This window comes from Mesorhizobium sp. M0159 (assembly GCF_040322295.1).
GTDB lineage: Bacteria > Pseudomonadota > Alphaproteobacteria > Rhizobiales > Rhizobiaceae > Mesorhizobium.
The window spans coordinates 35524-59801 of sequence record NZ_JAMYTF010000035.1 but is presented as its reverse complement, the minus strand read 5'-3'; the positions used below and the strand labels follow the sequence as shown (position 1 = coordinate 59801).

The window sequence follows — 24278 nt, the reverse complement described above, 5'->3', positions numbered from 1 at the left end:
CCCCCCGCCCCCCCCCGCCCCGCCGGGATTTTTTTTTGCCCCAATTCAGGCGACAGGCACCAGAGCGGAATGAATTTAAATTGAATGGGGCATTCCGCTCTAACTGTTTGTTTTGCCGCATTTGTGCGGACGCCAAATGATTCCATTTGGCTGCAAAATGCTTATGGCGCGAAGATCGACCAGTTCATCGTCTTCGCCAGTTTTTCCAACGCGATCGAGCCCAGCCTGGAATTGCCGTTGGCATTAAGGCCGGGCGACCAGACGGCAAGCGAGGCGACGCCCGGCACGATCCCCAATATGCCGCCGCCAACGCCGCTCTTGCCGGGAATGCCGACGCGGAAAGCGAAGTCGCCGGAGCCGTCATAGTGGCCGCAGGTCAGCATCATCGCGCCGATGCGGCGGGCGCGCTCTGCCGAGACGACGGAATGCCCGGTCGCCGGGTTCTTGCCGCCATTGGCGAGGAAGCGGCCGGCCAGGGCCAGTTGCCGGCAGCTCATGGCGATAGCGCAATGGTGGAAATAGACGCCCAGCGCCAGTTCCGGCGCATGGTGGAGATTCCCGAACGATTTCATGTAATTGGCAAGCGCGAAATTGCGAAAGCCGGTCGCGCGTTCGGACGCCGCGACCTCGCGGTCGATGATGATGGTGTCGTCATCGGCCAGGAACTGGATGAAGCGCAGGATCTCGCCGATCGCCTCGCGCGGCTGATGGCCGGCAAGCAGGATGTCGGAGACGACGATGGCGCCGGCATTGATGAATGGATTGCGCGGAATGCCGTTCTCGTGCTCGAGCTGGACGATCGAGTTGAACGGATTGCCCGAAGGTTCGCGCCCAACCCGCTGCCACAGCGCGTCGCCGACATTGCCGAGCGCCAGCGTCAGCGTGAACACCTTTGAGATGCTCTGGATCGAAAACGCCTCGTCGGCATCGCCCGCGGTCAGCATGCGGCCGTCATTGGTCACCGCGGCAATGCCGAATTTTTTCGGATCGATCTTGCCGAGCTGGGGAATATAGCTGGCGACGTCGCCGCGATCGGTACGCTCCGCCATTTCGGCGGCGACCTCGCGCAACGCCTGTTCAAGCTGTGGCGCCTGTTCAAGTTGAGGCGCCTGTTCAAGCTCCGGCATCGTCGCCCCCGCTACTTCAGCCAGCGTTCGATACGCGCCATCGCCTCGACCATGTCGTCGTGGCTGCCGGCATAGGAAAAGCGCATCGTGCGATGGCCTTGCAGCGGGTCGAAATCGCGGCCCGGCGTCGCCGCCACATGCGCCTCGGCAAGCATCCGGCGCGCAAACGCCATGCTGTCATTGGTGTGCCTGGTGACGTCGCAGAAGGCGTAGAACGCGCCGTCCATAGGCGCGGCCAAAGCAAAGCCGAGCTCCGGCAGGCGTTGCATCAGGAGCTCGCGGTTCCAGGCATAGCGCGCCTTCACCGCTTCCAGCTCTGGCGTCGCCTTGAATGCCTCGATCGCGGCAATCTGGGACAGTTCGGGCGGCGAGATGTAGAGGCTCTGGGCGATGCGCTCGACCGGCCGCACCAGTTCCTGCGGCAGCACCATCCAGCCGATGCGCCAGCCGGTCATGCAATAATATTTCGAGAAGGAATTGATCACCGTCACATCCGCGCCGAAAGCAAGCGCCGTCGTGTCGGGCGCCGCATAGGCCAGCCGGTGATAGATTTCGTCCGACATGACGGCGATGCCGAGCTCTTGCGCCGTCTCGACCAGCGCCTCGAGATCGCCGGCGGGGATGACCGCGCCGGTCGGGTTGGCCGGGCTGGCGAACAGCACGCCCTTCAGCGGTTTTTCGCGATGCGCGGCTTGCAGGTGCTCGGCATGCAGATAGGCGGCGCCGTCCAACTCGATCTCGGCGATGTCGATGCCGAGCGCGGCCATGATGTTGCGATAGGCAGGATAGCCGGGCGCAGCGATGGCGACGCGGTCGCCTGGATCGAACATTGCCAGGAAAGCGAGGTTGAAGGCAGCCGACGATCCGGTGGTGACGGCTATCCGCTCGGGCGAAACGTCAAGCCCGTAGTGCTCGCCATAATGCGCCGCGATCGCCTTGCGCAGGCCGGCGAGGCCCAGCGCGTCGGTATAGCCGATGCGGCCTGCTTTCAAGGCATTGGCCGCCGCTTCGCGAACCCCGGCCGGCGCCGGATCGGAAGGCTGGCCGACGGCCATGGAAACGACCGGCAGGCCCTTGGCTTTCAGCCGATTCGCCTCGGCCAGGATGTCCATGGCATGGAACGGTTCGACCGCGCCGCGGCGCGAAAGCGAAACAACCATTTTTCAATCCACCACACTTGTCCGCACGTGCCGGCCATGCTGGCCGCGCCGCACAAATGCCCGATTGGTGTGGGGATCACAAGTTCGGTAAGTTTAGGCTGCCGACTTTTCATCCTTCGCCCACTCGTCTACCAGTGGACCTGCCATGTTGAGCCGACCCAAATCGACGATCGCCAGGACAGCGCGCGCCCTCGCGACGCTTTCGCTTGCCGCGGTGGTCGCCATGGCCGGCTCGGTCAATGCCTTTGCGCAGAATGTGCCGGTTGTGCGCGATGCCGAGATCGAGGCGCTGGTGCGCGATTACGCGCGGCCGATCTTCAAGGCGGCGGGCTTGTCGGGCGACGCCATCAACATCGTGCTGGTCAACGACCAGAGCTTCAACGCCTTTGTTGCCGGCCGCCGCCTGTTCATCAACACCGGCGCGCTGATGACGGCCGAAACGCCCAACGAGATCATTGGCGTCATTGCCCACGAGGCCGGCCATATCGCCGGCGGACACCAGCAGAAATTGCGAGAACAGCTCGAGCGCGCCAAGACGATGGCGATCCTGGCGACGCTGCTTGGCGCCGGCGCCATGGTGGCCGGCGCCACCAGCAACAGCCGCGGTCTCGCCGGCGCCGGCATGGGCGTGGTGGCCGGCGGCGGCGAGATGGCGCAACGCAGTATCCTCGCTTATCAGCGCACCGAAGAGATGACCGCCGACCGTTCGGCGATCACCTATCTCAATGCAACCGGCCAGTCCGGCATGGGCATGCTGAAGACGTTTGGCCGCTTCCAGAACGCATTGTCGCTCTCGGGCGCGCAAGTCGATCCCTACAGGATCAGCCATCCGATGCCGCAGGAGCGTATCGCCAATCTCGAAGTGCTGGTGAAGCAGAGCCCTTACGTCGACAAGGTCGACCCGCCGGCACTGCAGCAGCGCCACGACATGATGCGCATCAAGATCGCCGCCTACATGCAGGGCCAGGCGGCGGCGTCGCGATTGATGCGCAAGAACCCCGGCAGCCTCGCCTCACGCTATGGCGACGCGCAGATGACCTATCTTTTCGGCAATCTGGCGTCGGCGCTCACCAAGACCAACGCGTTGATCAAGGAACAGCCGAAAAATCCCTATTTCCAGGAATTACGCGGCGACATCCTGATGAAGGCGAACCGGCCGAAGGATGCGGCGGACGGCTATGCCAAGTCGGTCAGCCTCGATCCGGCGCGATCGGGGCTGTTGCCGGTCTCTTACGGCCAGGCGCTGATGGCGATCGGCACGCAGGATTCGCTGAAGAAGGCAGTGGCGCAGATCAACACCGGCCTCGGACGGGATCGCGAAAACGCCGCCGGATACCGCTACCTGGCACAGGCTTACGGGGAACTCGGCAACATCCCGGCCGCCGAGCTTGCAACCGCCGAAGGGCATTTCTATTCCGGCGACTACAAGAATGCGAAAATCTTCGCCATGCGGGCGCAGCAGAGCATGAAGCGGGGCGAGCCGGGCTGGCTTCGCGCGCAGGACATTATAAACTACGCACCATCAGGTAAGAAGAAGTGAACCTTTCGGACGCAGGCTGCGACACAGCCAAACCGGGCGGACCCGAACACGGGCAAGAGGATCGAGGATCATGACCAAGGCAATTCTGCTGGGCACTACCGGAGTGGCAGCGGCTCTCGCCATGCTGGCGTTCGGCTTCGTCGCCGGCAATCCGCAGACGGCGAAGGCCGGCACGGCGCAGCTTGCCCAGACGGCGTCCTCGGGTACCAAGCTCGACCGCACCGAAGTCGAAGGCATCGTCCGCGACTATCTCCTGAAGAACCCGGAAGTGCTTCTGGAGGCACAGCAGGCACTCGAGGCCAAGCAGAAGGAAGAACAGCGCGTCGCCAGTCTCGGCGTCATCAAAGACGCCAAGGACCAGATCTTCAATTCCTCATTCGACGGTGTTGTCGGCAATCCGAACGGCAAGGTCACCATCGTCGAATTCTATGATTATAATTGCGGCTACTGCAAACGCGCCATCGACGACATGCGCGCGCTGACCAAGGCCGATCCGGACCTGCGCTTCGTACTCAAGGAGTTCCCGATTCTCGGCCCGGATTCGCAGAAGGCGAGCGTCGTCTCGATGGCCTTCCATTTGATGAAGCCGGAGAAATACGGCGAATTCCACAATGCGCTGCTCGGCGGCCAGGGGCGCGCCACCGAGGCGGCGGCAATCAAGGTGGCGCTGTCGCTCGGCGCCGACGAGGCGGCGCTGCGCGAAAAGATGAAGGACCCGAGCATCACCGAGGCCTTCTCCAAGACCTATGACCTCGCCACCAAGCTCGCCATCACCGGAACGCCGTCCTATGTCGTCGGCAACGAGGTGGTGTTCGGCGCGCTTGGCCAGGAAGTGCTGGCCGAAAAGATCGAGGCGGCGAAGGCCGCGCTCTGATCAGCATTCGGGTTTCGATTAGGCTGCGGGTTTCCGGCACCGGCCGTTTTTCCGGCTGTTGTGGACGGCGAAAGAACGCACTTGCGCTCTTTTCGCCAGCGTCTATGCCCATTATAGAGGGTCCGGCGCGCCGGCTTAGCCGCGCCGGGAAAGGTCGGCATATTTTGAAAACGGTTTTCGTCCTGAACGGCCCCAATCTCAACGCGCTCGGCAAGCGCGAGCCAGGCATCTATGGCGGCAAGACGCTTGCCGCGATCGCCGACGACTGCAAGCAGGCAGGTGCCGCACTTGGGCTGGAGATCGATTTCCGCCAGTCGAACCATGAGGGCGACCTCGTCGACTGGATCCAGGAGGCCGCCGACAAGGCCGCCGCGATCGTCATCAATCCGGGCGCCTACGGCCATACCTCGATCGCCATTCACGATGCCATCCGCGCTGTCGCGCCGCTGCCGGTCGCTGAGGTGCATCTCTCCAACATCCACGCGCGGGAACCATTCCGCCACGTGTCCATGGTCGCGCCGGTCGCCGTCGGCATGATCTGCGGGTTCGGGCCGCTCGGCTACACGCTGGCGCTGCAGGCGCTGGCTGCACGCCTATGACCGGCCAACAAACAGAAGGCTCGAAAATGTCGATAAAGAAGAACGGTGTTGACCAGCAGCTGATCCGCGATCTGGCGGGCATACTGAACGACACCAACCTGACCGAGATCGAGGTCGAGCTGGGCGATCTGAAGGTGCGCGTCTCGCGGCAGGCCCCGGCCGTCCATGCCGTCGCCACAGCTCAGCCGGCCTATGCCCCGGCAGCCGCGCAGCCTGCGGCAGCGGCCGCGCCGGCGACGCCCGACGTGTCGAAGAACGCCGTTGCCTCGCCGATGGTCGGCACCGCCTATCTGGCACCGTCGCCTGACGCCAGGCCGTTCATCGAAATCGGCCAGAAGGTCAAGGAAGGCCAGACGCTGCTGATCATCGAAGCAATGAAGACGATGAACCAGATCCCCTCGCCGCGCGCCGGCACGGTGACGGCGATCCTGTTTGAAGATGCGCAGCCGGTCGAATATGGTATGCCGCTCGTCGTGATCGAGTAGAGCCGGGAACAGGCGAAAGATGTTCCAGAAAATCCTCATCGCCAATCGCGGCGAAATCGCCCTCAGGGTGCTGCGCGCCTGCAAGGAGCTCGGCATCCAGACGGTGGTGGTGCATTCGACCGCCGACGCCGACGCCATGCATGTGCGTCTCGCCGACGAGAGCGTCTGCATCGGCCCGCCGCCGTCGCGCGACAGCTATCTCAACATCCACCAGATCGTCGCCGCCTGCGAGATCACCGGCGCCGACGCGGTGCATCCCGGCTACGGTTTTCTGTCGGAGAACGCCAAGTTCGCCGACATCCTCGCCGCGCACAACATCACCTTCATCGGCCCGACCGGCGACCATATCCGCATCATGGGTGACAAGATCGAGGCCAAGCGTACCGCAAAACGCCTCGGCATTCCCGTGGTGCCCGGCTCCGACGGCGCGGTCACCGAGGACAAGGAAGCCGAGCGCATTGCCGCCGCGATCGGCTACCCCGTAATCATCAAGGCGTCGGCCGGCGGCGGCGGGCGCGGCATGAAAGTGGCGCGTAGCGAGGCCGATCTCGAGGTGGCGCTGCAGACGGCACGCTCGGAGGCGGGTGCGGCCTTCGGCGACGACGCAGTCTATATCGAGAAATATCTGCAGAAGCCGCGCCATATCGAAGTGCAGGTGTTCGGCGACGGCGCCGGGCGCGGCGTGCATTTCGGCGAGCGCGACTGCTCGCTGCAGCGCCGCCACCAGAAGGTCTGGGAAGAAGCGCCCTCGCCGGCGCTCAATGCCGAGGAGCGCGCGCATATTGGCGGCGTCTGCGCCAGGGCGATCGCCGATCTCGGCTATTCCGGCGCCGGCACCATCGAATTCCTCTATGAGGACGGCGAGTTCTATTTCATCGAGATGAACACGCGCCTGCAGGTCGAACATCCGGTGACCGAGGCGATTACCGGCATCGACCTCGTGCACGAGCAGATCCGCGTCGCCTCGGGCGGCGGACTTTCGGTGCGCCAGGAGGACATCCGCTTCCACGGCCATGCCATCGAATGCCGCATCAATGCCGAGGATCCGCGCACCTTCACCCCCTCGCCGGGCACCATCACCCATTTCCACACGCCGGGCGGCCTCGGCATCCGTGTCGATTCCGGCGTCTATTCCGGCTACAAGATCCCGCCCTACTACGACAGCCTAATCGGCAAGCTGATCGTGCATGGCCGCAACCGCGTCGAATGCATGATGCGGCTGCGGCGCGCGCTCGACGAATTCGTCGTCGACGGCATCAAGACGACGCTGCCACTGTTTCGCGACCTCGTTGGCAACGCCGACATCGCTAATGGCGACTACGATATCCACTGGCTGGAAAAATACCTGGCCGAAGGCGAGTGATACAGGGGCGAAGCGATGACCCGTCCCTACGCACCCGGTTATCGCATCCCGACCGACCTTTTGCTCAAAGCCTATGCCTCCGGCGTCTTCCCGATGGCCGAAAGCGCCAATGACCCCGAAGTATTCTGGGTGCGGCCGGAGACGCGCGGCATCATTCCGCTCGACGGGTTCCACATACCGAAAAGCCTGAGAAAGACGATCCGCAAGAACCTGTTCGAGTTCCGCATCGATTTCGACTTCGAGGCGACGATCGAGGCCTGCGCCGAAAGGCGCGAGGAACGTCGGTCGACCTGGATCAACGCGCCGATCCGCGAAGCCTATATCGAGTTGCATCGGATGGGCCATTGCCATTCGGTCGAGGCCTGGCACAACGACCGATTGGTCGGGGGGCTCTACGGCGTATCGCTCGGCCGCGTGTTCTTCGGCGAGAGCATGTTCGCCAGGGAGACCGACGCGTCAAAGGCCTGCCTGGTTCACCTCGTCGAACGCCTGAAGGCGCGTGGCTTTGCACTGCTCGATACGCAGTTCACCACCGAGCATCTCAAACGCTTCGGTGCAATCGACGTGCCGCGCGGCAAGTACGAGAAGATGCTGGCCGAGGCGCTGAAGGGCGAGGCCGTGTTTTTTCCATAAACTGGTATGGTTCATCGTTTCACAGAAACAAAATTCCGGACGGAAAGCCGTTCACACTTTCCCGGAATTGCTCTTGCGGCCGGTCAGCCTTTTGCTGCCGTCACCAGCGGCGTCTGTGCGTGGAACATCATCTTCCAGCCATTGACGCGATGGACATAGCCGGTGCTGACCAGCGCCGCATAGGCTTCGCCATCTTGCCGCGTCGCACGCGCCTCGTAGGTCAGCATGACGATGTCGCTGCCCGGCTCGATGATGCCCTTGAGATCGATGTCGAGATCGCGCCAGCGGTTCGGGTCCGTGGCAGTTGCGGCCAGATCGGTATTGCTCATCACCCGCGCCATCTGCGGGAAGGCCACCAGGCAGTCGGTATCGGCATTGGCCTTGAAATAGTCGGCACCGCCGCTCCAGAATCCCCTTTCGATGTCGAGAAGTTCGTTCTTGTTGGCCATCATCATGGCAACCTCCTCCGTAGAGAGGCACCAACGCTCGGGCAACGCGGCGGTTCCGCAGGGCGCGGTATCCGCCGCGCACTGACAGATTCTAGTTGGTTTTGGGGGCGGCGGGTGCCGGCACGTCGGACTTCTGCTTGCAGCCCTTCAGCCAGATATCATAGACGGCATGCTCGACGGCGTTGATCCCGGGGCTTTCGGCAAACATCCAGCCGGTGAAGATACGGCGTATTTTCCGGTCGAGCGTGATCTCGTCGACCTCGACGAACGAATCCGTCTTCGGCTCTTCGTTTTCGGGCCGCGAATAGCAGATGCGCGGCGTCACCTGCAAAGCGCCGAACTGCACCGTCTCGTCGATATAAACATCGAAGGTGATGATACGACCGGTGATCTTGTCGATGCCGGCGAATTCAGCGACGGGATTGGTGATGCGCTCGGATACTGCGGGTGCTGCAGGCGCCACCGACGCGTCCGGCGCAGGCGGCGCCAACTCCTGCGCAGCAGCAAGCGCCACCATAGAAGCGAGAACGACCGCGGTTAATCCGCCCGTCAAAATTCGGCTGAACATGCTCATGCAAGGTCCGGTGGTTTGCGCCCGGGTGATTCTCTTAACGCCAAGGCTAGTTGCTGCTGTCGGATCAGCAAACAGCTAAACAGCAATTGGGGCGACAAAGGACCGCCCTCGTGGGGACCGCCCTCGTGGGGACCGCCCCCGTGGGGACCGCGCGCGTGTCGCGGCGATCGATCACGAACCAGGCGTCCAGGCGTCGTAGTCGCCCGTCACCTGCGGACGATGCTGGTTGGTCAGCACCGAGCCTTTCGGGCGATAGGCCGCGGGGCTGCCGGTGAGGTTCGGCACATGCGGCTTTTGCCAGTCGCGTGGCTTGTAGTCTTCGCTTGGCGGCGCAACGTCGACACGGTGATGGATCCAGCCATGCCAGCCGGGCGGAATCGCCGAGGCTTCCGAATAGTCGCGGTAGATGACCCAGCGGCGGGTGCGGCCTTCCGAATCGACGCCGCCCTCATAGTAGACGTTGCCAACCTCGTCCTGCCCGACCTTCTTGCCGTGCCGCCAGGTGTGGAAGCGCGTTCCCAATGTCTGGCTGTTCCACCAGGTGAAAAACTGCAGAAGGAAAGTCTTCATCCAAATCCTCGTGGCAAGTCCTTGAAGCAAGTCCTCGCGGCGGCTGCGGCGCCTGTTCCTGCTTATGGCGTCACGGCATTGCGAAGGCAAGGGTCTTGCCGCAACCGGCGAGCAAATGGCTGACGGGAAAGCGATACGTTCATGCTATTTTCGCGGCCGCCCGAAGCAGATGAAATGGGTTGTTGGCAACCTTACGCAGCGTTATTCTAGGAGTTGAAGCTTCGTTGCCTCAAGGACGGCAAATGAGAGGGGCTCATGTCATCGCTGGCGGGCACGGCCGGTCGCGCATTGCCGCAGGTCGTTGAGGCGATCTACGATTCGATTGCCGACGTCGACCGCTGGCAGGCGACACTCGAGGCCATCTGCAACCTGGCGGAAGGCCAGCTTGCCATGCTCGCCGTCATCGACACGATCAGCAGCTCCGCGCGGTTTTCGGTGTCTTGCGGCGATCCCGCAGTTCTTGAGCCGTTGAAGCATGACTACGGCTCGCAAGTGCCGTTCTATGCGGCGGTTCCCAAGATGGAGATCGACGTGCCGTTCACCGTCGATTCGATCTACGCCCTGCAAGGTCCGGATACGCGACAGAGATGGCTCGAAAGCCGCATCGTGCGCGAATGGGTGCAACCCAACCGCCTGGACGATTTCTTCTGGGTGGCGTTGATGAAGCGGCCGACCCGGATCGGCACGCTGATGGTGGTTACCGACAAGGACAGGCGCCAGATTTCCCGCGAGGATATCGAGCTTGTCTGCCTGTTGGCGCCGCATGTGCGGCGCGCGGTGACCATCGGCGACCTGTTCGAGGCCGAGCGGCGCAAGGCCGAAATCTTCCGCTCCATCATCGAAAGCCTCGACCATCCGGTGCTGATCGTCGCCGAAGACATGACCATCATCTTCGCCAACCCGTCAGCCGAAGCGCTGCTCGCCGAAAACATCTCGGTTGCTTGCGTGCGCGGCCAGCTTTCCTTCACCTATGCCAATGCCAATGCCGCGATCGGCCGCGCCGTCCAGCTCGGCACGCGCGACGAATTCGCGCTCGGACCTTGCGGCATCAACATTCCCCTGGCCAGGACGGTCGTTCCGGCGGTGGCCCATGTCATGCCGCTGGCGCGGCGTGAAATCTCGGCGCGCATCTCGCAACGCGCCGCCGCAGCGATCTTCATCGCCGCAGCCGGTTCGACACCGACCCCGGCGCTGGACGCCATTGCGGCGCTGTTCGGACTGACCGCGGCAGAAAGGCGCGTCGCCGGTCACGTTGCCGCCGGCCTGACGCGAAAGGAAATCGCCGCGGCCGGCGGCGTCTCGGACGGCACCGTCAAGTCGCAGCTGGCGACGATCTTCGACAAGACCGGTACAGGCGATCAGCGCGAGCTCGAACTGTTGATGCGCGAATTGTCGCCACCCTTGCGCTCCAGGTGATTTTGCTCAGGTTCCCCGGACCGGCAGCGGTCCAGAAGACTCGGCCGGCAAGTTTTTCAAGCCCTGACACCATCGTCCGCAAAATCTGGGAAACGAAACCGGCATCGTTGCAATTCGGCCAAAATCATGGTGCGGTCGTTCGCGGTCCAGAAACGCGGCACTATGCTCGGCTGGAATGAAAATGGTTTCTGGCGCGGATCTCGATCTTTGACACCGACATCTACCGAGCGGCTGCTCCCCTACCTCTTTCTGCTTGGGCTGATCGTAATCGCGGTCGCTTTCCGGCCACTGCTGCCCGTCGACGAAACGCGATATCTCAGCGTCACCTGGGAAATGTATCTGAGCGGACAGATCTTCGTCCCGACGATGAATTTCGCGCCCTATCTGCAGAAGCCGCCACTGCTGTTTTGGCTTATCGACCTTGTCTGGAACATTTTCGGCGCCAGCCGGCCGGCGGCGATGCTGGTCATCTTCGCCGCCTCCTCGCTCGTCATCTGGCTGACGACGGCGTTGGCAAAGACCCTGTTTCCGGGCCGCGACGACATCGCGCGGCGCATCCCCTGGCTGGTCGCCGGAAGCAGCGTGTTCGTCATCTATTCGACGCTGATCCTGTTCGACCTGTTGCTGACGGTCTTTGTGCTCGCTGCGCTGTTGTCGTTGATTGCCTTTGCCCGCAGCGGCAACCGCTGGCAGGCCGTTCTGGCCGGGCTGTTCATCGGCATGGGCGTGCTGACGAAAGGCCCGGTGGTGCTGATCCATATCGGCGCGCCCATCCTGTTCTACCCGTTCTGGCGCGACGGGCGGGCGGGACTGACGACACCGAACTTCCTCGCTGGAGTGGGCCTGGCCCTGCTCGCCGCACTAATTCCGGTGGCGATCTGGCTGGTGCCGGCGACCATCCTGACAAAAGGCAATTTCGTTTATGATCTTGTCTGGAACCAGTCGGCGGGGCGCGTCACCGGCAATTTGCGCAATTCGCACGGCCGGCCGTTCTATTTCTATCTGCTGCTGCTGCCGGTCATGTTCATACCGTGGATCTTCATACCCGAGGTTTGGCGGTTGAAGCTGCGCACGCGGATACGCAGCCTGATCGACGCGAAGTCGCCGGATCTGCGCGCCTTGCGCCTGCTGTCATTCTCGTTCGTTGCCGTGTTTCTGGTGTTCAGCGCGATATCCGGCAAGCAGCCTCATTATGTCGTGCCGATGTTGCCGTTCGTGGTCATCCTGTTCGGCTATTTCATGGCGGAGATCCCGCTCGCCAGGCTGAAGAGCTCGGCCATCGTCATGCTTGTCATTTTCGGCATCGGCCACGCGGTGGCATCGGCAACCGCGTTCAAACGCTATGATCTGACGCCGCTCGCCAACTTCATCGACGAGCGAAAGGATGCGGACTGGGCCGTGGCTTTCGACTATCAAGGCGAAGTCGGCTTCCTGGCCCGCTTGCAAAAGCCATTCGAAACCACCGACAAACCGGAAGAATGGCTTGGCTCGCATCCCAGCGGCTATGTCATCGACAAGGTTTCCAAGGATCCCGGCACTGCAGGGCAAATCGCGTTCCGGCTTCGCGTCGAACGCGGCTATCTCGTCGTGCTTAAGGGACAGCATTGACGATCGTCACCGGTATGCGAGTTCGTCCCCCGCGCGGGAGATGAAGGCGTTGCTGCTTCGTGGTTCCATCGCTCGATAGAACCGGGAGGTATTCATGCGCAAGCTCATCTCGACGACGCTTTTTGCCTTATCGCTCGCTGTGGCCGGCGTTATCGCCGATCCGGCATGGAGCTTCAAATGTCAGTCCGGAACGATTGGGCAAGGCAGTTGCTCCTGCTCCGGGACCGCCGACTGCACCGATATGCGGCATTCCAAAATGTGCAAGGGCGACCTGAACTGCGGTTCGGGCAAATGCTCCTGCACGGCCGCATTGGTAGTCGACCCCGGCCCGAAAACCCCCAAGCCCAAGGTCGTCGCGCCGATGGCGACAACCAAAGGCGTCGTGAAGCAGTAGGCATCCGACCCGAAAGGACGGCGGCTGGTTCCGCCCGATGTTTCGCGGTTCGTCCCCCGTGCGGGCGATGAACCGCTGTCGAAGAAATGGTGTTGTCTAGCCGGAGGGTGGTTTCCAACCGACTGAGCGAGGATACCATGTTGAAAATCTGCACGATGCTGTTCTTCTGCCTGATGGCGGCCGCCGCGGCCGCCCAGCCGCCGCCTTCGGGGCCGCCGGTTCCCAGTGCGGCACTTGCCCCATGCAACGCCACACAATCGAACAGGCCCTGCAAAGCCGAACTCGGCGTGTTCCTGATCACCAACACCGTCCGCAACCTGGCGCAAGCCAAGGTCGACGCCACCAACGCACAGCTGGCCGCCCAGGGACGATCGTCACGCGCATCGATCGAATCGCTGAAGCAATGGCGGCCGTCGCGCTTTGCGACGCAGATGCTGAACCAGCCGAACAGCTGGTTTGTCAAAGTTCCTTACATCCTGACCATCAAAGTCTCGATCCCGGTGACCTCCGACCGCCACATCGGCATTCCCATAGACGTCAACGTCTTCTGCAGCGGCTGGCAGACCGATTCCAGCCAGGTCATCATCCGCTCGCAACCCGGCCCGGCGAGCTTCGAGGGCGGCAACATCCTCGAAGACGTTTTCAACGTCGGCAATTACATCGACGCTCAGGTACGGAGCTCGTTTTCGGCACCTCTGCCGGTGACGACGCCGGTTCCAAATTCGAAATGCTCGGCAATAGACGGCTCCGATGCCGGCACGCAGGCCACCGGCGATGATCTCATCTTCTGGACGGTGCCACGGCGCAACCTGGTGGTGACGGACGCCATAGCCAAGCCGACGGTTGAAGTGACCTTCGACAGCCTCACACGCCTGCCAGCCCGCGACTTCCACAACAATGTCGTCTATACGGAATCCGAGGCCATAAACCTCAACGTCTATGCCAATGAGGATGGCCGTCAGAAGGCGCTGACGATGCGCGAACGCGACGTGGCTGCGCTGAACCTTCCCGCAGTACGGCTGGACGCGCGAAAATACGATTCGCTGGTCGTCATCGGCAATGTCGACCAGCCGCCGAACGACCCCAGAGACAGCGCCTTCGCGGTAGCGGCCAAGACTGCGGGATTCGGTGCCGGTTCCAAGATCATGCAGATCCCGAAGTGGTATTCGAGGCCGCCGGACCAGTTCAATCACAAGCCTACATGGATCAGAGTTCCCGGCTACGAGTTGCACTATACGGTGCGCTATCTCAACAGCGGCGGGCTGGCCGTCGACGGTGGAGCCAGTACGGTCCGGCCCCCAAAAGTCGCCGTTCCGATAAAGACGCTCATCAAGCCGAAAACGCCCTGACGCGGCCGCTCGCGGATGACGGCGGCGGTTCAGACCGCTGCCGCCATCCCCCGCGCGGCAGATGCGGCAGCGCCGGCATCATGGCCTGATCTTGCTGGAACAAACGCGCCGCTGCGCCACGAGCGAGCGGCGCCATCGATGGAGACAAACGATGCTGCACCTTCCTCACACCATGCCCGCCATCAGGATCATTGCGGCAATCTCGCTGCTTGCCTTCCCGAACTTCCTGCCGCCGGTCACGAGCCCGGCGAACGCGCTGCCGGTCAGCCAATCCTGCAGGATCACCACGTATTACAAGTCTGCGGCAAAGGCGACGGAGGTTGGCGTGCGCTCGACGTGCCAGGGCGTCAAAAAATGGGGCGTCACCTCGAAATATTACGAGGTGGAAAAAATCGAAGCCGCCACGCCCCCGCACACGTCGGGTGGAGGCGGCAGCCTGCCGTGCGAGTTTCTCGCTGCCGGCTGCTCCAACCTGCCCGTGAAACGCAACTGAGCGCCAGGCGAACGAGCTAGCCGGTCGCCTTCTCCAAAACCAGCGCCGGCAAGCCTGAGGCGCCGCCGCAATCGGCCGTGTTGCCGGCGGGCAAGAACCCTCGCGCGCGGTAAAAGGCGATGGCCGGAGCATTTGCTTCCTCGACCTCGACGCGCAGCGTCCGGGCCTCCGGAAAGCTGGCCTCGATCTCGTCCAGCAGCGCCTGGCCGATGCCTTGCCTCTGCCAGGCCGGATGCACGTAAAGCTGGTTCAGCATGACGATCGCGGGATCCGTGGTGGCGGCGGCGAAGGCCATGCCGCCGATGCTTTTGCCGTCATCGGCGAGCAGGAACTCCGAGTTGGGCCGCGTCAGCCGTGCTTTGAGCGCGGCGATAGAATGCCATTCATCGGTGATTTCGGTAACCCGCGCCGCGCCGTAGATGGCGTCATAGGTGGCATGCCACGTCTCGATCAGCAATGCGCGCACCGCCGCCAGATCGCGCTCGCCGGCGGTGCGGACGAACATCCTACTCGATCCCGAGCCTGGCCTTGACCAGCTCGTTGACCGCCTGCGGATTGGCCTTGCCGCCAGTCGCCTTCATCACCTGGCCGACGAACCAGCCGGCCATGGTCGGCTTGGCGCGCGCCTGTTCGACCTTGTCCGGGTTGGCCGCGATCACCTCGTCCACCGCCTTTTCGATGGCGCCGGTATCGGTGACCTGCTTCATGCCGCGGCTTTCGACCAGCTGACGCGGATCGCCGCCCTCGTTCCAGACGATCTCGAATAGATCCTTGGCGATCTTGCCGGAGATGGTGCCTTCCTTGATCAGGTCGATGACCGCGCCAAGCTGGTCGGGCGAAACAGGAGCGTTTTCAATGTCCTTGCCGGCTCTGTTCAACGCACCCAGCAAATCGTTGATGACCCAGTTGGCGGCAAGCTTGCCATCGCGACCAGCGGCCACCTTCTCGAAATAGTCGGCGACCGCCTTTTCCGATACCAGGATCGAGGCGTCGTAGGTCGACAGGCGGAGCGAGGTGATCAGCCGCGCCTTTTTGGCGTCGGGAAGTTCCGGCAGGTCCTTTGCCAACTCGTCGACATAGGCCTGGTCGAATTCCAGCGGCAGAAGGTCGGGATCGGGGAAATAGCGGTAGTCGTGCGCTTCTTCCTTGGAACGCATCGAGCGCGTTTCGCCCTTGTTGGGGTCGAACAGCCGCGTTTCCTGGTCGATCTTGCCGCCGTCCTCAAGGATGGCGATCTGGCGGCGCGCCTCGTAGTCGATGGCCTGGCCGATGAAACGGATGGAGTTGACGTTCTTGATCTCGCAGCGCGTGCCGAATTCACCGCCGGGCCGGCGTACCGAGACGTTGACGTCGGCGCGCAGCGAGCCTTCGTCCATATTGCCGTCGCACGTGCCGAGGTAGCGCACGATGGTGCGCAGCTTGGTGACATAGGCCTTGGCTTCATCGGCGGAGCGCATATCCGGCTTCGAAACGATCTCCATCAGCGCCACACCGGAGCGGTTGAGATCGACATAGGACATCGTCGCATGCTGGTCGTGCATCGACTTGCCGGCGTCCTGCTCCAGGTGCAGGCGCTCGATGCCGACCTCGATGTCCTCGAATTCGCCCTGCCGGTCCGGGCCGACCGAGACGATCACCTTCCCCTCGCCGACGATCGGCTGCTTGAACTGCGAGATCTGGTAGCCCTGCGGCAGGTCGGGATAGAAATAGTTTTTCCTGTCGAAGACCGATTTGTGGTTGATCTCGGCCTTTAGGCCCAGCCCGGTGCGGATCGCCTGCTTGACGCATTCCTCGTTGATGACCGGCAGCATGCCGGGCATCGCCGCGTCGACCAGGCTGACATTGGCGTTGGGCGCGGCGCCGAAAATGGTCGAGGCGCCGGAAAACAGCTTTGCCTGAGAGGTCACCTGCGCGTGGACCTCGAGGCCGATGATGATCTCCCAGTCGCCGGTGGCGCCGGGAACCAGGCGCTTGGCGTCGGGCGTGCGGGTGTCGATAATGCTCATAAGGGCCTGCATATTGAAATTGCGGATATGCGAGAACGCATATTTTGATGTGCAACTTCGCTAGTGCAAACCGCCAAAAGAGACAAGCGCAAAGCCGCAGGCGCCGACGCGGCACAGGCCCGCACCTGCCGCGACGAACTGCGATAGCAGCTTGAAAAATCGACCTGTCGGCAACCCGGCCGCCGTCACCTATGCCGTGGCGATGTAGGCCCTGATCTCCTCGGCCTCGCGCTCGACATCCTCGATGCGGCGCTTGACCACGTCGCCGATCGACACGATGCCGTCGAGCAGCCCGTTCTTTTCCACCGGCAGATGGCGGAAGCGGCCCTTGGTCATGATCTCCATGACCTCGTTGACGGTGTGGTTCTCATTGCAGATCTTCACCTTGGGCGTCATCGCCGAGCGGATGGCAAGGTCGAGCGCCGCCGCCCCCTCCTTGGCGAGAACCCGCACCACATCGCGCTCGGAAAGAATGCCGACGATCTTGTGATCGCCGTTGGTGATGACCAGCGCGCCGATCCTGTGTTCGGAAAGCATGCGGATGGCTTCGCTGAGCTTTTCGTTCGGCCCGAGCGTCACCACGCCGTGGCCTTTTGCCTCGAGAATTGCCTTAACAGTCATGGCGTCCTCCTCTGCATTTCCTGCCGGCTCCTGCCCTGGCCGGCTTTCCCTGGGATGAACATGGTGCGCCGCGATCGGTTGCTTTTCAAGTGCGGCGGTCTCAGGTCTCCGGCTCGTCCGCCTGCCGGGGCACCTGCTCTCGTCGATCAAAAAACCGCAGGCCGAAGAAGCCGGCAAGAAAGCCGCCAATATGGGCTTCCCAGGCGATCTGGCCGTCAATGCCAGGCGCCAGGCCGAAGAGGCCGGTCGCGAGGTTGATCACCATCCACATGGCGAGAAAGGTGACGACGCCGCGCGAGCGCAGCACCGCCGCCATCGGCAAAGGCCGGCCGGCGAAGGCGGCCTTGCCCGACGAGCGGTCGATGCGGAAGCCGTAGCGTGCCGCCGCGCCCATCATGCCGGAAATCGCGCCGGAGGCGCCGACCAGCGGCGCCTCGCCAAGCGGGTGCATGGCCCAGAACAGCGCCACCGCCGCCAGTCCGGTCGCGGCGAAGAACAGGCTGAAGCGCAGGGCGCCGAAGCGGTTGGCCAACGGTGAGCCGAAGGCCGCGAGCCACACCATGTTGATGGCAAGATGGGCAAAGCCGCCATGCAGGAAGGCATATGTAAAGGGCCGAGAAAACAGGAACCAGTCGAAGCCGTATTGGCCAGTGTAGAGAACAGGAATGAAGGCCCCGTCGTACAATAGTGTCAGCTGCTGGTCTTGGCTAAGCACATACTGCTGCATCAGAAAGACGACGACGCAGATGGCGATCACCGCCAGCACCACGGGCGGCAGGTTGAACACCGGCTCGCGGCGCTGCTCCGGTTCGCGGGCGACAGGCCCACCCTGGCCCTGCTCGATCTCCGGTGGGCTTTCTGGGTCGCTCATATGGCTTGCACTCAGTCGCTGGATTGGACTTGGCGAGCATGTAGATCACGGCCAACCGAATCACAAACGGCGAATCAGCAGCCCCGAATCAAAAAAGAAGCCGTCCAAGGTTTCCCTTGAACGGCTGGTCGAGCCCCCTTGCTCCCCCTGAACTCTTGACTGAAGTGCTGCCGATCGTCGCAAAACGACCGCTTCTGGAGTGGTTTTGGTGTGCCACAGGGCTGGCAGGCGCGCAACGTAAACCAGTTGTTAACCTTAACCGCCCCGACCCGTGAACAAGTATTAACGATGCTGGCACGCATCCTGCTCCGCAACGCATGTAGGTCTTCGGAGGGCGCCCTTCTGTTCACCGATGGGACATCAGAAGACAGAATGCGCGGAGCAGCATTAGCATGAACCAGACCGGATCGATCACGCTGTTCCATTATTGGAACCGGTTGCGTGACGGACGCCCTGCCCCGAAGCGCTCGGAAGTCGAACCGGCCGACATCAAGTCGCTGCTGGCCGACACGTTCATCCTGGAAAAGGACACGCGCGGCGAAGCGGTGTTCCGGCTGGCCGGCACCAGGCTCTGCGCGGTCTATGGCCGCGAACTCAAGGGGTTTTCATTCCCTTCGCTGTGGCGCGAGAAGGACCAGCGGCTGATCTCGAAGCTGACCGATGGCGTCTTCGACCTGAAATCGGTGGTGCTCATCACCTACGAGGGTTTCAGCCGCAGCGGCCGTTCCAACAGGTTCGAGCTGCTCGCGCTGCCGCTCGACGGCGGTGTCGAGAGCCCGCGCTGCCTCGGCGTGATAAGCGCCGTCGAAAAGCCCTTCTGGCTGGGTGCCGACCCGGTTCTCGACGCCTTGATCGATTCGATCCGTGTCGTCGATCCCGACAAGGAGCCGATGTTCCCGGGGAACCGTCCGGCGATAGAGGTTCCCTCGCTCGCCCCGTCGGAATTCGACCCGCCCGAGACGATTTCGGCGCTCGGCCAGGCCCGCCGCATCCGTCACCTGGTCGTCTTCGACGGCGGACGCGAGGAATGATGCCCAAAGCTTAAAGCAACAGTGACGGGCTTTCCCCTTTGTTAACCTGCTTTGTTGTAGTTTTCCGCTGAAATTCCCCGCATCCATGCGCGGAATGCCGAATGGGGTATGGCAGTGATGAGGTCAGCGGCGGTCGACCATGCGCCGTCCCAAGCTGAAAGGCGTAACTTTCAGCGCGTCCGCGTGAAAATTTACGGACGTTTCATGCTGGAAGACCGCACCGAACATCCCTGCCAGGTGGTCGACATGTCGCCCGGCAACGTAGCGCTGCGCACCGAGCGCGCCGGCCTGGCTGGCGAAAAGGTCATTGCCTATATCGATCACATCGGCCGCATCGAAGGCGTCATCACCCGCACTTTGCAGGATGGCTTTGCGATGACCGTCATCGCGTCGGACCGCAAGAGGGACAAGCTCGCCGCGCAACTGACCTGGCTTGCCAACAAGCACGAGCTCGACCTGCCGGAGGACCGCCGCCATGAGCGCGTCGCACCGCGCAACCCGACGAGCGTGCTGCAGCTTGCCGACGGACGCCAGTACCAGTGCCGCATCATCGACCTGTCGCTGTCGGGCGCGGCGATCGAGATCGACGTCAAGCCGGCCATCGGCGTCCAGGTGACGCTGGGCACCATGCGCGGCCAGATAGTGCGGCATTTCGAAGATGGCGTCGCCATCGAGTTCGCCGTCATCCAGCGGCCGGAAACGCTCGATACCGAATTCAGCTCATCGCGCGGCTGACGCGGAAGCGTTAGCACTATCGGGAAGAGAGGCTGGCGATCCTTCGCGCCCCCCGTCTGTCCCGCCATCCTAGCTGTTCGAACGGTGCGACGAAGCATGGGAACATGTCCGGCTGGAATCCTTAAACAATTCTATATTCAATTTGGTCAAATTTTATGTTTATTCTATTGGCGTTTTACTTAATGTCTACTTCGCGCTTTTGCGTCAAATAAATCCAGCCGTGTCATTGTCTCCTCAAACGGGGAGACTGAATAATGAACAGGATGAGGGGCAAGCTGTTGCTGGCGGCAATAGCGATGCAGCTTTTCGGTTGGGGGACTGTAAACGCGGCGGAGCCGGCCTTCATGCACACCGGCGGCCGCACCACGCAGCCGGTCGGACACTACGAATTGTGCCAGCAGCTTCCGCAGGAATGCAATCAGAGGACGCCTGGCCGGGCACCCGTCGAGCTGACCCGCAAGCTGTGGGCAACGATCGTCAAGGTCAACAATTCGGTCAACAGCAGGGTCGCGCCGCGCACCGACATGGAAATGTGGGGCAAGGAGGAAGTCTGGTCCTTTCCCAATAGCGGCTTCGGCGACTGCGAGGACTATGCGCTGGAAAAGCGCCGCGAGCTGATGAGCATCGGCGTGCCGGCCGGCGATCTGCTGATGACGGTGGTGCGCCAGCGCAATGGCGACGGCCATGCGGTGCTGACCGTGCGCACCAGCCTTGGCGAGTTCATCCTCGACAATCTCCAGCCCAAGGTGCTGTCCTGGACCAATACCGGCTACACCTACCTGAAGCGCCAGTCCGAGCGGAATTCCGGCGCCTGGGTGACGATCAACGACGGCCGCTCCGACGCGGTCGCCAGCGTCCGCTGAGGACGCCAATGGATGTCGCCCAAAAGCGCGTAGCGGTTTTGGGATAACGACATGCATAAAACAGAGGTTAAGTGCGTCGCATGACTTCGCGCTTTAGGAGAAACCCGGTCGAGTCCCCACCCTCCCCGTCCCCAACGACCGGGTTTAAGGAGCCGGCCCCGTCCCCGGGCCGGCTCCACCATTTCCAAGCAAGCGGTTGGCGTTAATTGCAAAACGGCGCAACATCGCCGTGACGCCTCTGAAACGTGTATGGTGTTGAGATCACCATGCGCAACGCTGCATGATAGTGATGGGGGTCTCAATGGCGGTCACGATCGCGGTAGCTGTAACGGATGGCGACTGGTTCAATCAGTTGCGCCGTCAACCGGAGCTTACTGAAGTCAATTTCTGGTCGCCTTCGCCAAAATCATTCCGAGCTTTGGAACCGGGCGAGTTGTTCCTGTTCAAACTGCATTATCCTATCAACATGATCGTTGGTGGTGGCATCTTCGCTTCGTCGACGATCATGCCGCTGTCACTCGCCTGGGACGCCTTCGGGGTAGCGAATGACGTGACCGGCCTTGCCGAAATGCGAACTCGCATTCTTCGCTACCGAAAAATGGACCCGGCTACAGCAGGGCCGGTGGAGATCGGTTGCCGAATACTGACACAGCCCTTTTTTCTGCCCGAGAGCCGGTGGTTTCCTCCTCCTGTGTCTTGGGCAAGAAACCTTGTGTCATTTCGAGGATACGGTACAGACGAAGCAGACGGCAGGGCCCTTTGGGAAAGCGTTCAAGATGCGATGGCACCAGCTATTGAATCCACGGGCTTCTCCGAACCCGTACGCTACGGGGAGCCGACGTTGATCCGACCACGGCTTGGTCAGGGAGCATTTCGCCTCGTTGTGACAGACTTGTACGGAAGACGTTGCGCCATAACCAAGGAGCGCACGTTACCAGCTCTGGAAGCAGCACATATTCGCCCTTACGCGGATGGCGGCGAACACTCTGCAAGCAATGGAATCCTCATGCGACGGGACATCCACAGCCTCTTTGATCAGGGTTATGTCACGGTGTCGCAAGACCACCGATTTGAGGTTAGCGGTCGGATCCGAGAGGAATTTGAGAACGGTCGGCACTATTACGAACTGCACGGATCAGAGATCTCACTCCCGGCCAACAAGAGCCAGCAACCGGATGCGGCGGCGCTGCGCTGGCACAATGAGAGCCGATACCTCGGTTAATGAGCATCATACTGACCGCTCGATCGTTAGGCGCGCTGTCTCACGATCGTTTGTCGGATACGAGCTGCCGTTTGCCGTCGAAACGCTGTTACTTGCCCCTGATACGGAACGCGTCGACAAAGGCGGAAAACGCCGGAGAGGGATGGCGCCGGCTTGGATAGTACAGGTGGTAACCCTGGAACGTCGGGCACCATTTGGTCAGGACTTCATGGAGAAGGCCACTCTCAATGTGTGGAAGGACGAGTTCGCGCGGCAGATAGGCCAAGCCCACTCCGTCAAGCGCGGCCTGGATCGCCGGCCCCATGTTGTTAAGCGTCAGTTGCCCCTCGACCCGAGCACTGAACTCGCGCGCTCCTTCCCGCAATTCCCAGGCATAGACCGATCCTGACGTCGGCAGCCGGTAGTTGATGCAGTTATGGTCGGTCAGCTCCTGCGGCGTCTCCGGCGGTGTCCGGTGGGCGAAGTAATGGGGTGAGCCGACCACAGTGTAGGTCACGTCGGCTCCGATGCGCACGGCTACCATATCCCGGGCAATGGACTCGCCCAGACGCACGCCGGCATCGAACTGGCGCTCGACGATGTTGGTGAAGGCGTTGTCGACCACCAACTCGACATTGATATCGGGGAAGTCGCTCAGGAACTTTGGCAGCCGGGCGCGGAAGACAATGTCGACCGAATCGTCGGTGCACACCAGGCGAATGTTGCCGGACGGCCTGTCGCGAAGGACGCCGAGAGCGCTGACCTCAGCCGCGATGCCTTCGAAATGCGGTTCGATCCCTTCCTTGAGGCGTTGACCGGCCGCCGTCGGGGCCACGTCGCGCGTGGTGCGAGACAGAAGACGGACGCCAAGCCGCGACTCCAGCGACTTGATGGTGTGGCTAAGGGCCGAAGGAGTGACCCCGAGCTTGGCGGCTGCTCGGGTGAAGCTCCGCGTCCGGGTGATCTCCAGGAACGCGCGCATTTCGGCGAACTCGTCGCGTGGCATTGATGAGCCTCATTCACAAGCACATCAAAATTATACCCGCTAGTCGCATTTGGCTAGCCCGACTACTTAGTTCGGGAACGGACAGGAGACTGCCTTATGACCATCGATTTCGCACTGGACGAGGCCACTGCTGCTGCTGACAGCGGGACGACCCCATGGTCTGCGGTGGTCTGCCTGTCGCTGCTGACCTTCCTTCTGGTCGGACTGGAGTTCCTCCCGGTGAGCCTGCTCACCCCGATCGCTCAGGATCTGGCCGTCTCCGAGGGTCAGGCAGGCCAGGCAATCGCGGTATCCGGATTCTTCGCCGTGGTTACCAGCCTCTTCGGCAACTCGCTGTTGCGAAACGTCGATCGACGGACGGTGGTTCTGGTCTATACGGCAGTGCTGGCCGCATCGAGCCTGGCGGTGGCGCTTGCTCCCAACTTCCTGGTCTTCCTGGCCGGGCGGGCGCTGGTCGGCATCGCGATCGGCGGTTTCTGGTCACTGTCGACGGCCATTCTGGCCCGCCTGGCCGCGGGACCCGACCTGCCCAAGGCCATTGCCTTGCTCCAGGGTGGCACTGCCTTCGCATTGGTGATCGCAGCGCCCGTCGGCAGCTTCCTCGGATCGCTGATCGGATGGCGGGGAACCTTTTTCGTCACTGTCCCCATCGGCCTTGCGGCGCTCGTGTGGCAGTTGGCCGTTCTCCCGAAGATGCCGCCGATAGAGATCGCCTCGGTGTCAAGCATGTTCGGCCTGCTGCGGAATCGCAGATTCGCCATCGGCATGGGCGCGACCGGGCTCGCTTTCATCGGGCAGAACGCGCTCTCGATCTATCTGCGGCCGTTTCTGGAAAACGTGACGGGCCTTGAGGTCAACACCCTCTCACTGGCTCTGTTAGGCGTCGGCCTCGGTGGCCTGGCGGGACTGTCGATCATCGGCCTCATACTCCGGCGGCACCTCACAGCCGTGCTGATCGGGCTGCCGAGTGCACTCGCGGTCTTCGCTCTACTGCTGATTACCTTTGGACCGTTTGCACGCGCCACGGCCGGCCTCCTGGTTCTTTGGGGACTGTTCGCTACCCCGATCCCGGTGGCGTGGAACACCTGGATGACCACGCTCATCCCTGAAGACCTGGAGGCCGGGGGCGGACTCCAGGTCGCCCTGATCCAGTTCGCGATCGCAGGCGGCGCTATTGCAGGAGGCCTGCTGTTCGACGTGGCCGGCTGGTGGAGCGCCTTCCTTCTCGCCGCGGTCCTGCTCACGGGCTCGGCCTTGCTCGCCGCCTCGGCCGGCCCCCGCACCTGAACTCTTTCAATTCTTGTCTAGGA

The 24278-nt window shown here is 62.4% G+C and carries 26 protein-coding genes; 16 read left to right on the top strand and 10 right to left on the bottom strand.

Translation table 11 applies throughout. The features are described 5' to 3' along the window. Nucleotides 1-161 precede the first annotated feature (161 nt). Nucleotides 162-1127, bottom strand: a complete 966-nt coding sequence (locus NKJ32_RS26350) for a glutaminase (RefSeq protein ID WP_352829319.1) — start codon at nucleotides 1125-1127, stop codon at nucleotides 162-164. An 11-nt stretch (nucleotides 1128-1138) separates the two neighbouring features. Continuing rightward, nucleotides 1139-2287 carry a pyridoxal phosphate-dependent aminotransferase gene (locus NKJ32_RS26345; protein ID WP_352829317.1) on the bottom strand — a complete coding sequence of 383 codons (1149 nt, stop codon included), beginning with the start codon at nucleotides 2285-2287 and terminating at the stop codon, nucleotides 1139-1141. Between the two features lie 145 nt (nucleotides 2288-2432). On the opposite strand from NKJ32_RS26345, the gene NKJ32_RS26340 reads away from it, so the two are divergent. The 6 genes from NKJ32_RS26340 (at nucleotide 2433) to aat (ending at nucleotide 7781) form a co-directional block, all read left to right on the top strand. Beyond that, nucleotides 2433-3827, top strand: coding sequence for a M48 family metalloprotease (locus NKJ32_RS26340; protein ID WP_352570909.1), 1395 nt, complete (start codon nucleotides 2433-2435; stop codon nucleotides 3825-3827). Between the two features lie 70 nt (nucleotides 3828-3897). After that, the gene (locus NKJ32_RS26335; protein WP_023674825.1) at nucleotides 3898-4701 is read left to right on the top strand and encodes a DsbA family protein; all 804 of its coding nucleotides are present in this window, start codon (nucleotides 3898-3900) and stop codon (nucleotides 4699-4701) included. 164 nt (nucleotides 4702-4865) lie between these two features. After that, nucleotides 4866-5300, top strand: coding sequence for a type II 3-dehydroquinate dehydratase (gene aroQ / locus NKJ32_RS26330; protein WP_031211260.1), 435 nt, complete (start codon nucleotides 4866-4868; stop codon nucleotides 5298-5300). A gap of 26 nt (nucleotides 5301-5326) precedes the next feature. Then, entirely contained in the window at nucleotides 5327-5785 is a 459-nt protein-coding gene (gene accB / locus NKJ32_RS26325; RefSeq protein ID WP_023674823.1) for an acetyl-CoA carboxylase biotin carboxyl carrier protein, read from the top strand. Nucleotides 5786-5804: 19 nt separating this feature from the next. Further along, complete coding sequence (accC, locus tag NKJ32_RS26320; protein ID WP_352829315.1) at nucleotides 5805-7148, top strand: acetyl-CoA carboxylase biotin carboxylase subunit; 1344 nt, start codon at nucleotides 5805-5807, stop codon at nucleotides 7146-7148. A gap of 15 nt (nucleotides 7149-7163) precedes the next feature. Continuing rightward, nucleotides 7164-7781, top strand: coding sequence for a leucyl/phenylalanyl-tRNA--protein transferase (gene aat, locus NKJ32_RS26315; protein WP_023674821.1), 618 nt, complete (start codon nucleotides 7164-7166; stop codon nucleotides 7779-7781). Nucleotides 7782-7864: 83 nt separating this feature from the next. On the opposite strand, the gene NKJ32_RS26310 is transcribed toward aat, so the two are convergent. From NKJ32_RS26310 to NKJ32_RS26300, 3 genes are all read right to left on the bottom strand, one after another. Next, complete coding sequence (locus NKJ32_RS26310) at nucleotides 7865-8233, bottom strand: hypothetical protein (RefSeq protein WP_352593854.1); 369 nt, start codon at nucleotides 8231-8233, stop codon at nucleotides 7865-7867. Nucleotides 8234-8321: 88 nt separating this feature from the next. Then, nucleotides 8322-8804, bottom strand: coding sequence for a DUF2155 domain-containing protein (locus tag NKJ32_RS26305; RefSeq protein ID WP_352451095.1), 483 nt, complete (start codon nucleotides 8802-8804; stop codon nucleotides 8322-8324). Nucleotides 8805-8975: 171 nt separating this feature from the next. After that, complete coding sequence (locus NKJ32_RS26300; protein ID WP_023674818.1) at nucleotides 8976-9374, bottom strand: NADH:ubiquinone oxidoreductase subunit NDUFA12; 399 nt, start codon at nucleotides 9372-9374, stop codon at nucleotides 8976-8978. A 255-nt stretch (nucleotides 9375-9629) separates the two neighbouring features. On the opposite strand from NKJ32_RS26300, the gene NKJ32_RS26295 reads away from it, so the two are divergent. The 5 genes from NKJ32_RS26295 (at nucleotide 9630) to NKJ32_RS26275 (ending at nucleotide 14634) form a co-directional block, all read left to right on the top strand. Beyond that, a complete protein-coding gene (locus tag NKJ32_RS26295) occupies nucleotides 9630-10790 on the top strand; it encodes a helix-turn-helix transcriptional regulator (RefSeq protein ID WP_352829314.1) in 1161 nt (386 codons plus the stop codon). A 207-nt stretch (nucleotides 10791-10997) separates the two neighbouring features. Beyond that, the gene (locus NKJ32_RS26290) at nucleotides 10998-12398 is read left to right on the top strand and encodes an ArnT family glycosyltransferase (protein ID WP_352829312.1); all 1401 of its coding nucleotides are present in this window, start codon (nucleotides 10998-11000) and stop codon (nucleotides 12396-12398) included. Between the two features lie 94 nt (nucleotides 12399-12492). After that, entirely contained in the window at nucleotides 12493-12792 is a 300-nt protein-coding gene (locus NKJ32_RS26285; protein ID WP_352829310.1) for a hypothetical protein, read from the top strand. A 137-nt stretch (nucleotides 12793-12929) separates the two neighbouring features. Then, the gene (locus NKJ32_RS26280; RefSeq protein WP_352829309.1) at nucleotides 12930-14141 is read left to right on the top strand and encodes a hypothetical protein; all 1212 of its coding nucleotides are present in this window, start codon (nucleotides 12930-12932) and stop codon (nucleotides 14139-14141) included. 151 nt (nucleotides 14142-14292) lie between these two features. After that, nucleotides 14293-14634, top strand: coding sequence for a hypothetical protein (locus tag NKJ32_RS26275; protein ID WP_352829307.1), 342 nt, complete (start codon nucleotides 14293-14295; stop codon nucleotides 14632-14634). Between the two features lie 16 nt (nucleotides 14635-14650). Here the strand turns inward: NKJ32_RS26275 and NKJ32_RS26270 are convergent, their stop codons facing one another. The 4 genes from NKJ32_RS26270 to NKJ32_RS26255 all read right to left on the bottom strand — a co-directional run bounded on the left by NKJ32_RS26270 (nucleotide 14651) and on the right by NKJ32_RS26255 (nucleotide 18132). Continuing rightward, the gene (locus tag NKJ32_RS26270; protein WP_352829305.1) at nucleotides 14651-15139 is read right to left on the bottom strand and encodes a GNAT family N-acetyltransferase; all 489 of its coding nucleotides are present in this window, start codon (nucleotides 15137-15139) and stop codon (nucleotides 14651-14653) included. Nucleotide 15140: 1 nt separating this feature from the next. Beyond that, the gene (gene gatB, locus NKJ32_RS26265) at nucleotides 15141-16640 is read right to left on the bottom strand and encodes an Asp-tRNA(Asn)/Glu-tRNA(Gln) amidotransferase subunit GatB (protein ID WP_352829303.1); all 1500 of its coding nucleotides are present in this window, start codon (nucleotides 16638-16640) and stop codon (nucleotides 15141-15143) included. 189 nt (nucleotides 16641-16829) lie between these two features. Beyond that, a complete protein-coding gene (locus NKJ32_RS26260) occupies nucleotides 16830-17261 on the bottom strand; it encodes a CBS domain-containing protein (protein ID WP_352451102.1) in 432 nt (143 codons plus the stop codon). A 100-nt stretch (nucleotides 17262-17361) separates the two neighbouring features. Next, nucleotides 17362-18132, bottom strand: coding sequence for a rhomboid family intramembrane serine protease (locus tag NKJ32_RS26255; RefSeq protein WP_352451103.1), 771 nt, complete (start codon nucleotides 18130-18132; stop codon nucleotides 17362-17364). Between the two features lie 392 nt (nucleotides 18133-18524). On the opposite strand from NKJ32_RS26255, the gene NKJ32_RS26250 reads away from it, so the two are divergent. The 4 genes from NKJ32_RS26250 to NKJ32_RS26235 all read left to right on the top strand — a co-directional run bounded on the left by NKJ32_RS26250 (nucleotide 18525) and on the right by NKJ32_RS26235 (nucleotide 21983). Next, the gene (locus tag NKJ32_RS26250) at nucleotides 18525-19163 is read left to right on the top strand and encodes a PAS domain-containing protein (protein ID WP_023674809.1); all 639 of its coding nucleotides are present in this window, start codon (nucleotides 18525-18527) and stop codon (nucleotides 19161-19163) included. Nucleotides 19164-19280: 117 nt separating this feature from the next. After that, nucleotides 19281-19898: a PilZ domain-containing protein gene (locus tag NKJ32_RS26245; protein WP_352541383.1), complete on the top strand. Its 618-nt coding sequence runs from the start codon at nucleotides 19281-19283 to the stop codon at nucleotides 19896-19898. A gap of 263 nt (nucleotides 19899-20161) precedes the next feature. Then, nucleotides 20162-20761 carry a transglutaminase-like cysteine peptidase gene (locus NKJ32_RS26240; protein WP_198023528.1) on the top strand — a complete coding sequence of 200 codons (600 nt, stop codon included), beginning with the start codon at nucleotides 20162-20164 and terminating at the stop codon, nucleotides 20759-20761. Nucleotides 20762-21062: 301 nt separating this feature from the next. Beyond that, the gene (locus NKJ32_RS26235; RefSeq protein ID WP_352829301.1) at nucleotides 21063-21983 is read left to right on the top strand and encodes an HNH endonuclease; all 921 of its coding nucleotides are present in this window, start codon (nucleotides 21063-21065) and stop codon (nucleotides 21981-21983) included. 88 nt (nucleotides 21984-22071) lie between these two features. On the opposite strand, the gene NKJ32_RS26230 is transcribed toward NKJ32_RS26235, so the two are convergent. Next, nucleotides 22072-22968, bottom strand: a complete 897-nt coding sequence (locus tag NKJ32_RS26230) for a LysR family transcriptional regulator (RefSeq protein ID WP_352829299.1) — start codon at nucleotides 22966-22968, stop codon at nucleotides 22072-22074. A 96-nt stretch (nucleotides 22969-23064) separates the two neighbouring features. Here NKJ32_RS26230 and NKJ32_RS26225 point away from each other — a divergent pair, with 96 nt between their 5' ends. Then, a complete protein-coding gene (locus NKJ32_RS26225) occupies nucleotides 23065-24255 on the top strand; it encodes an MFS transporter (protein ID WP_352829297.1) in 1191 nt (396 codons plus the stop codon). Nucleotides 24256-24278 lie beyond the last annotated feature (23 nt).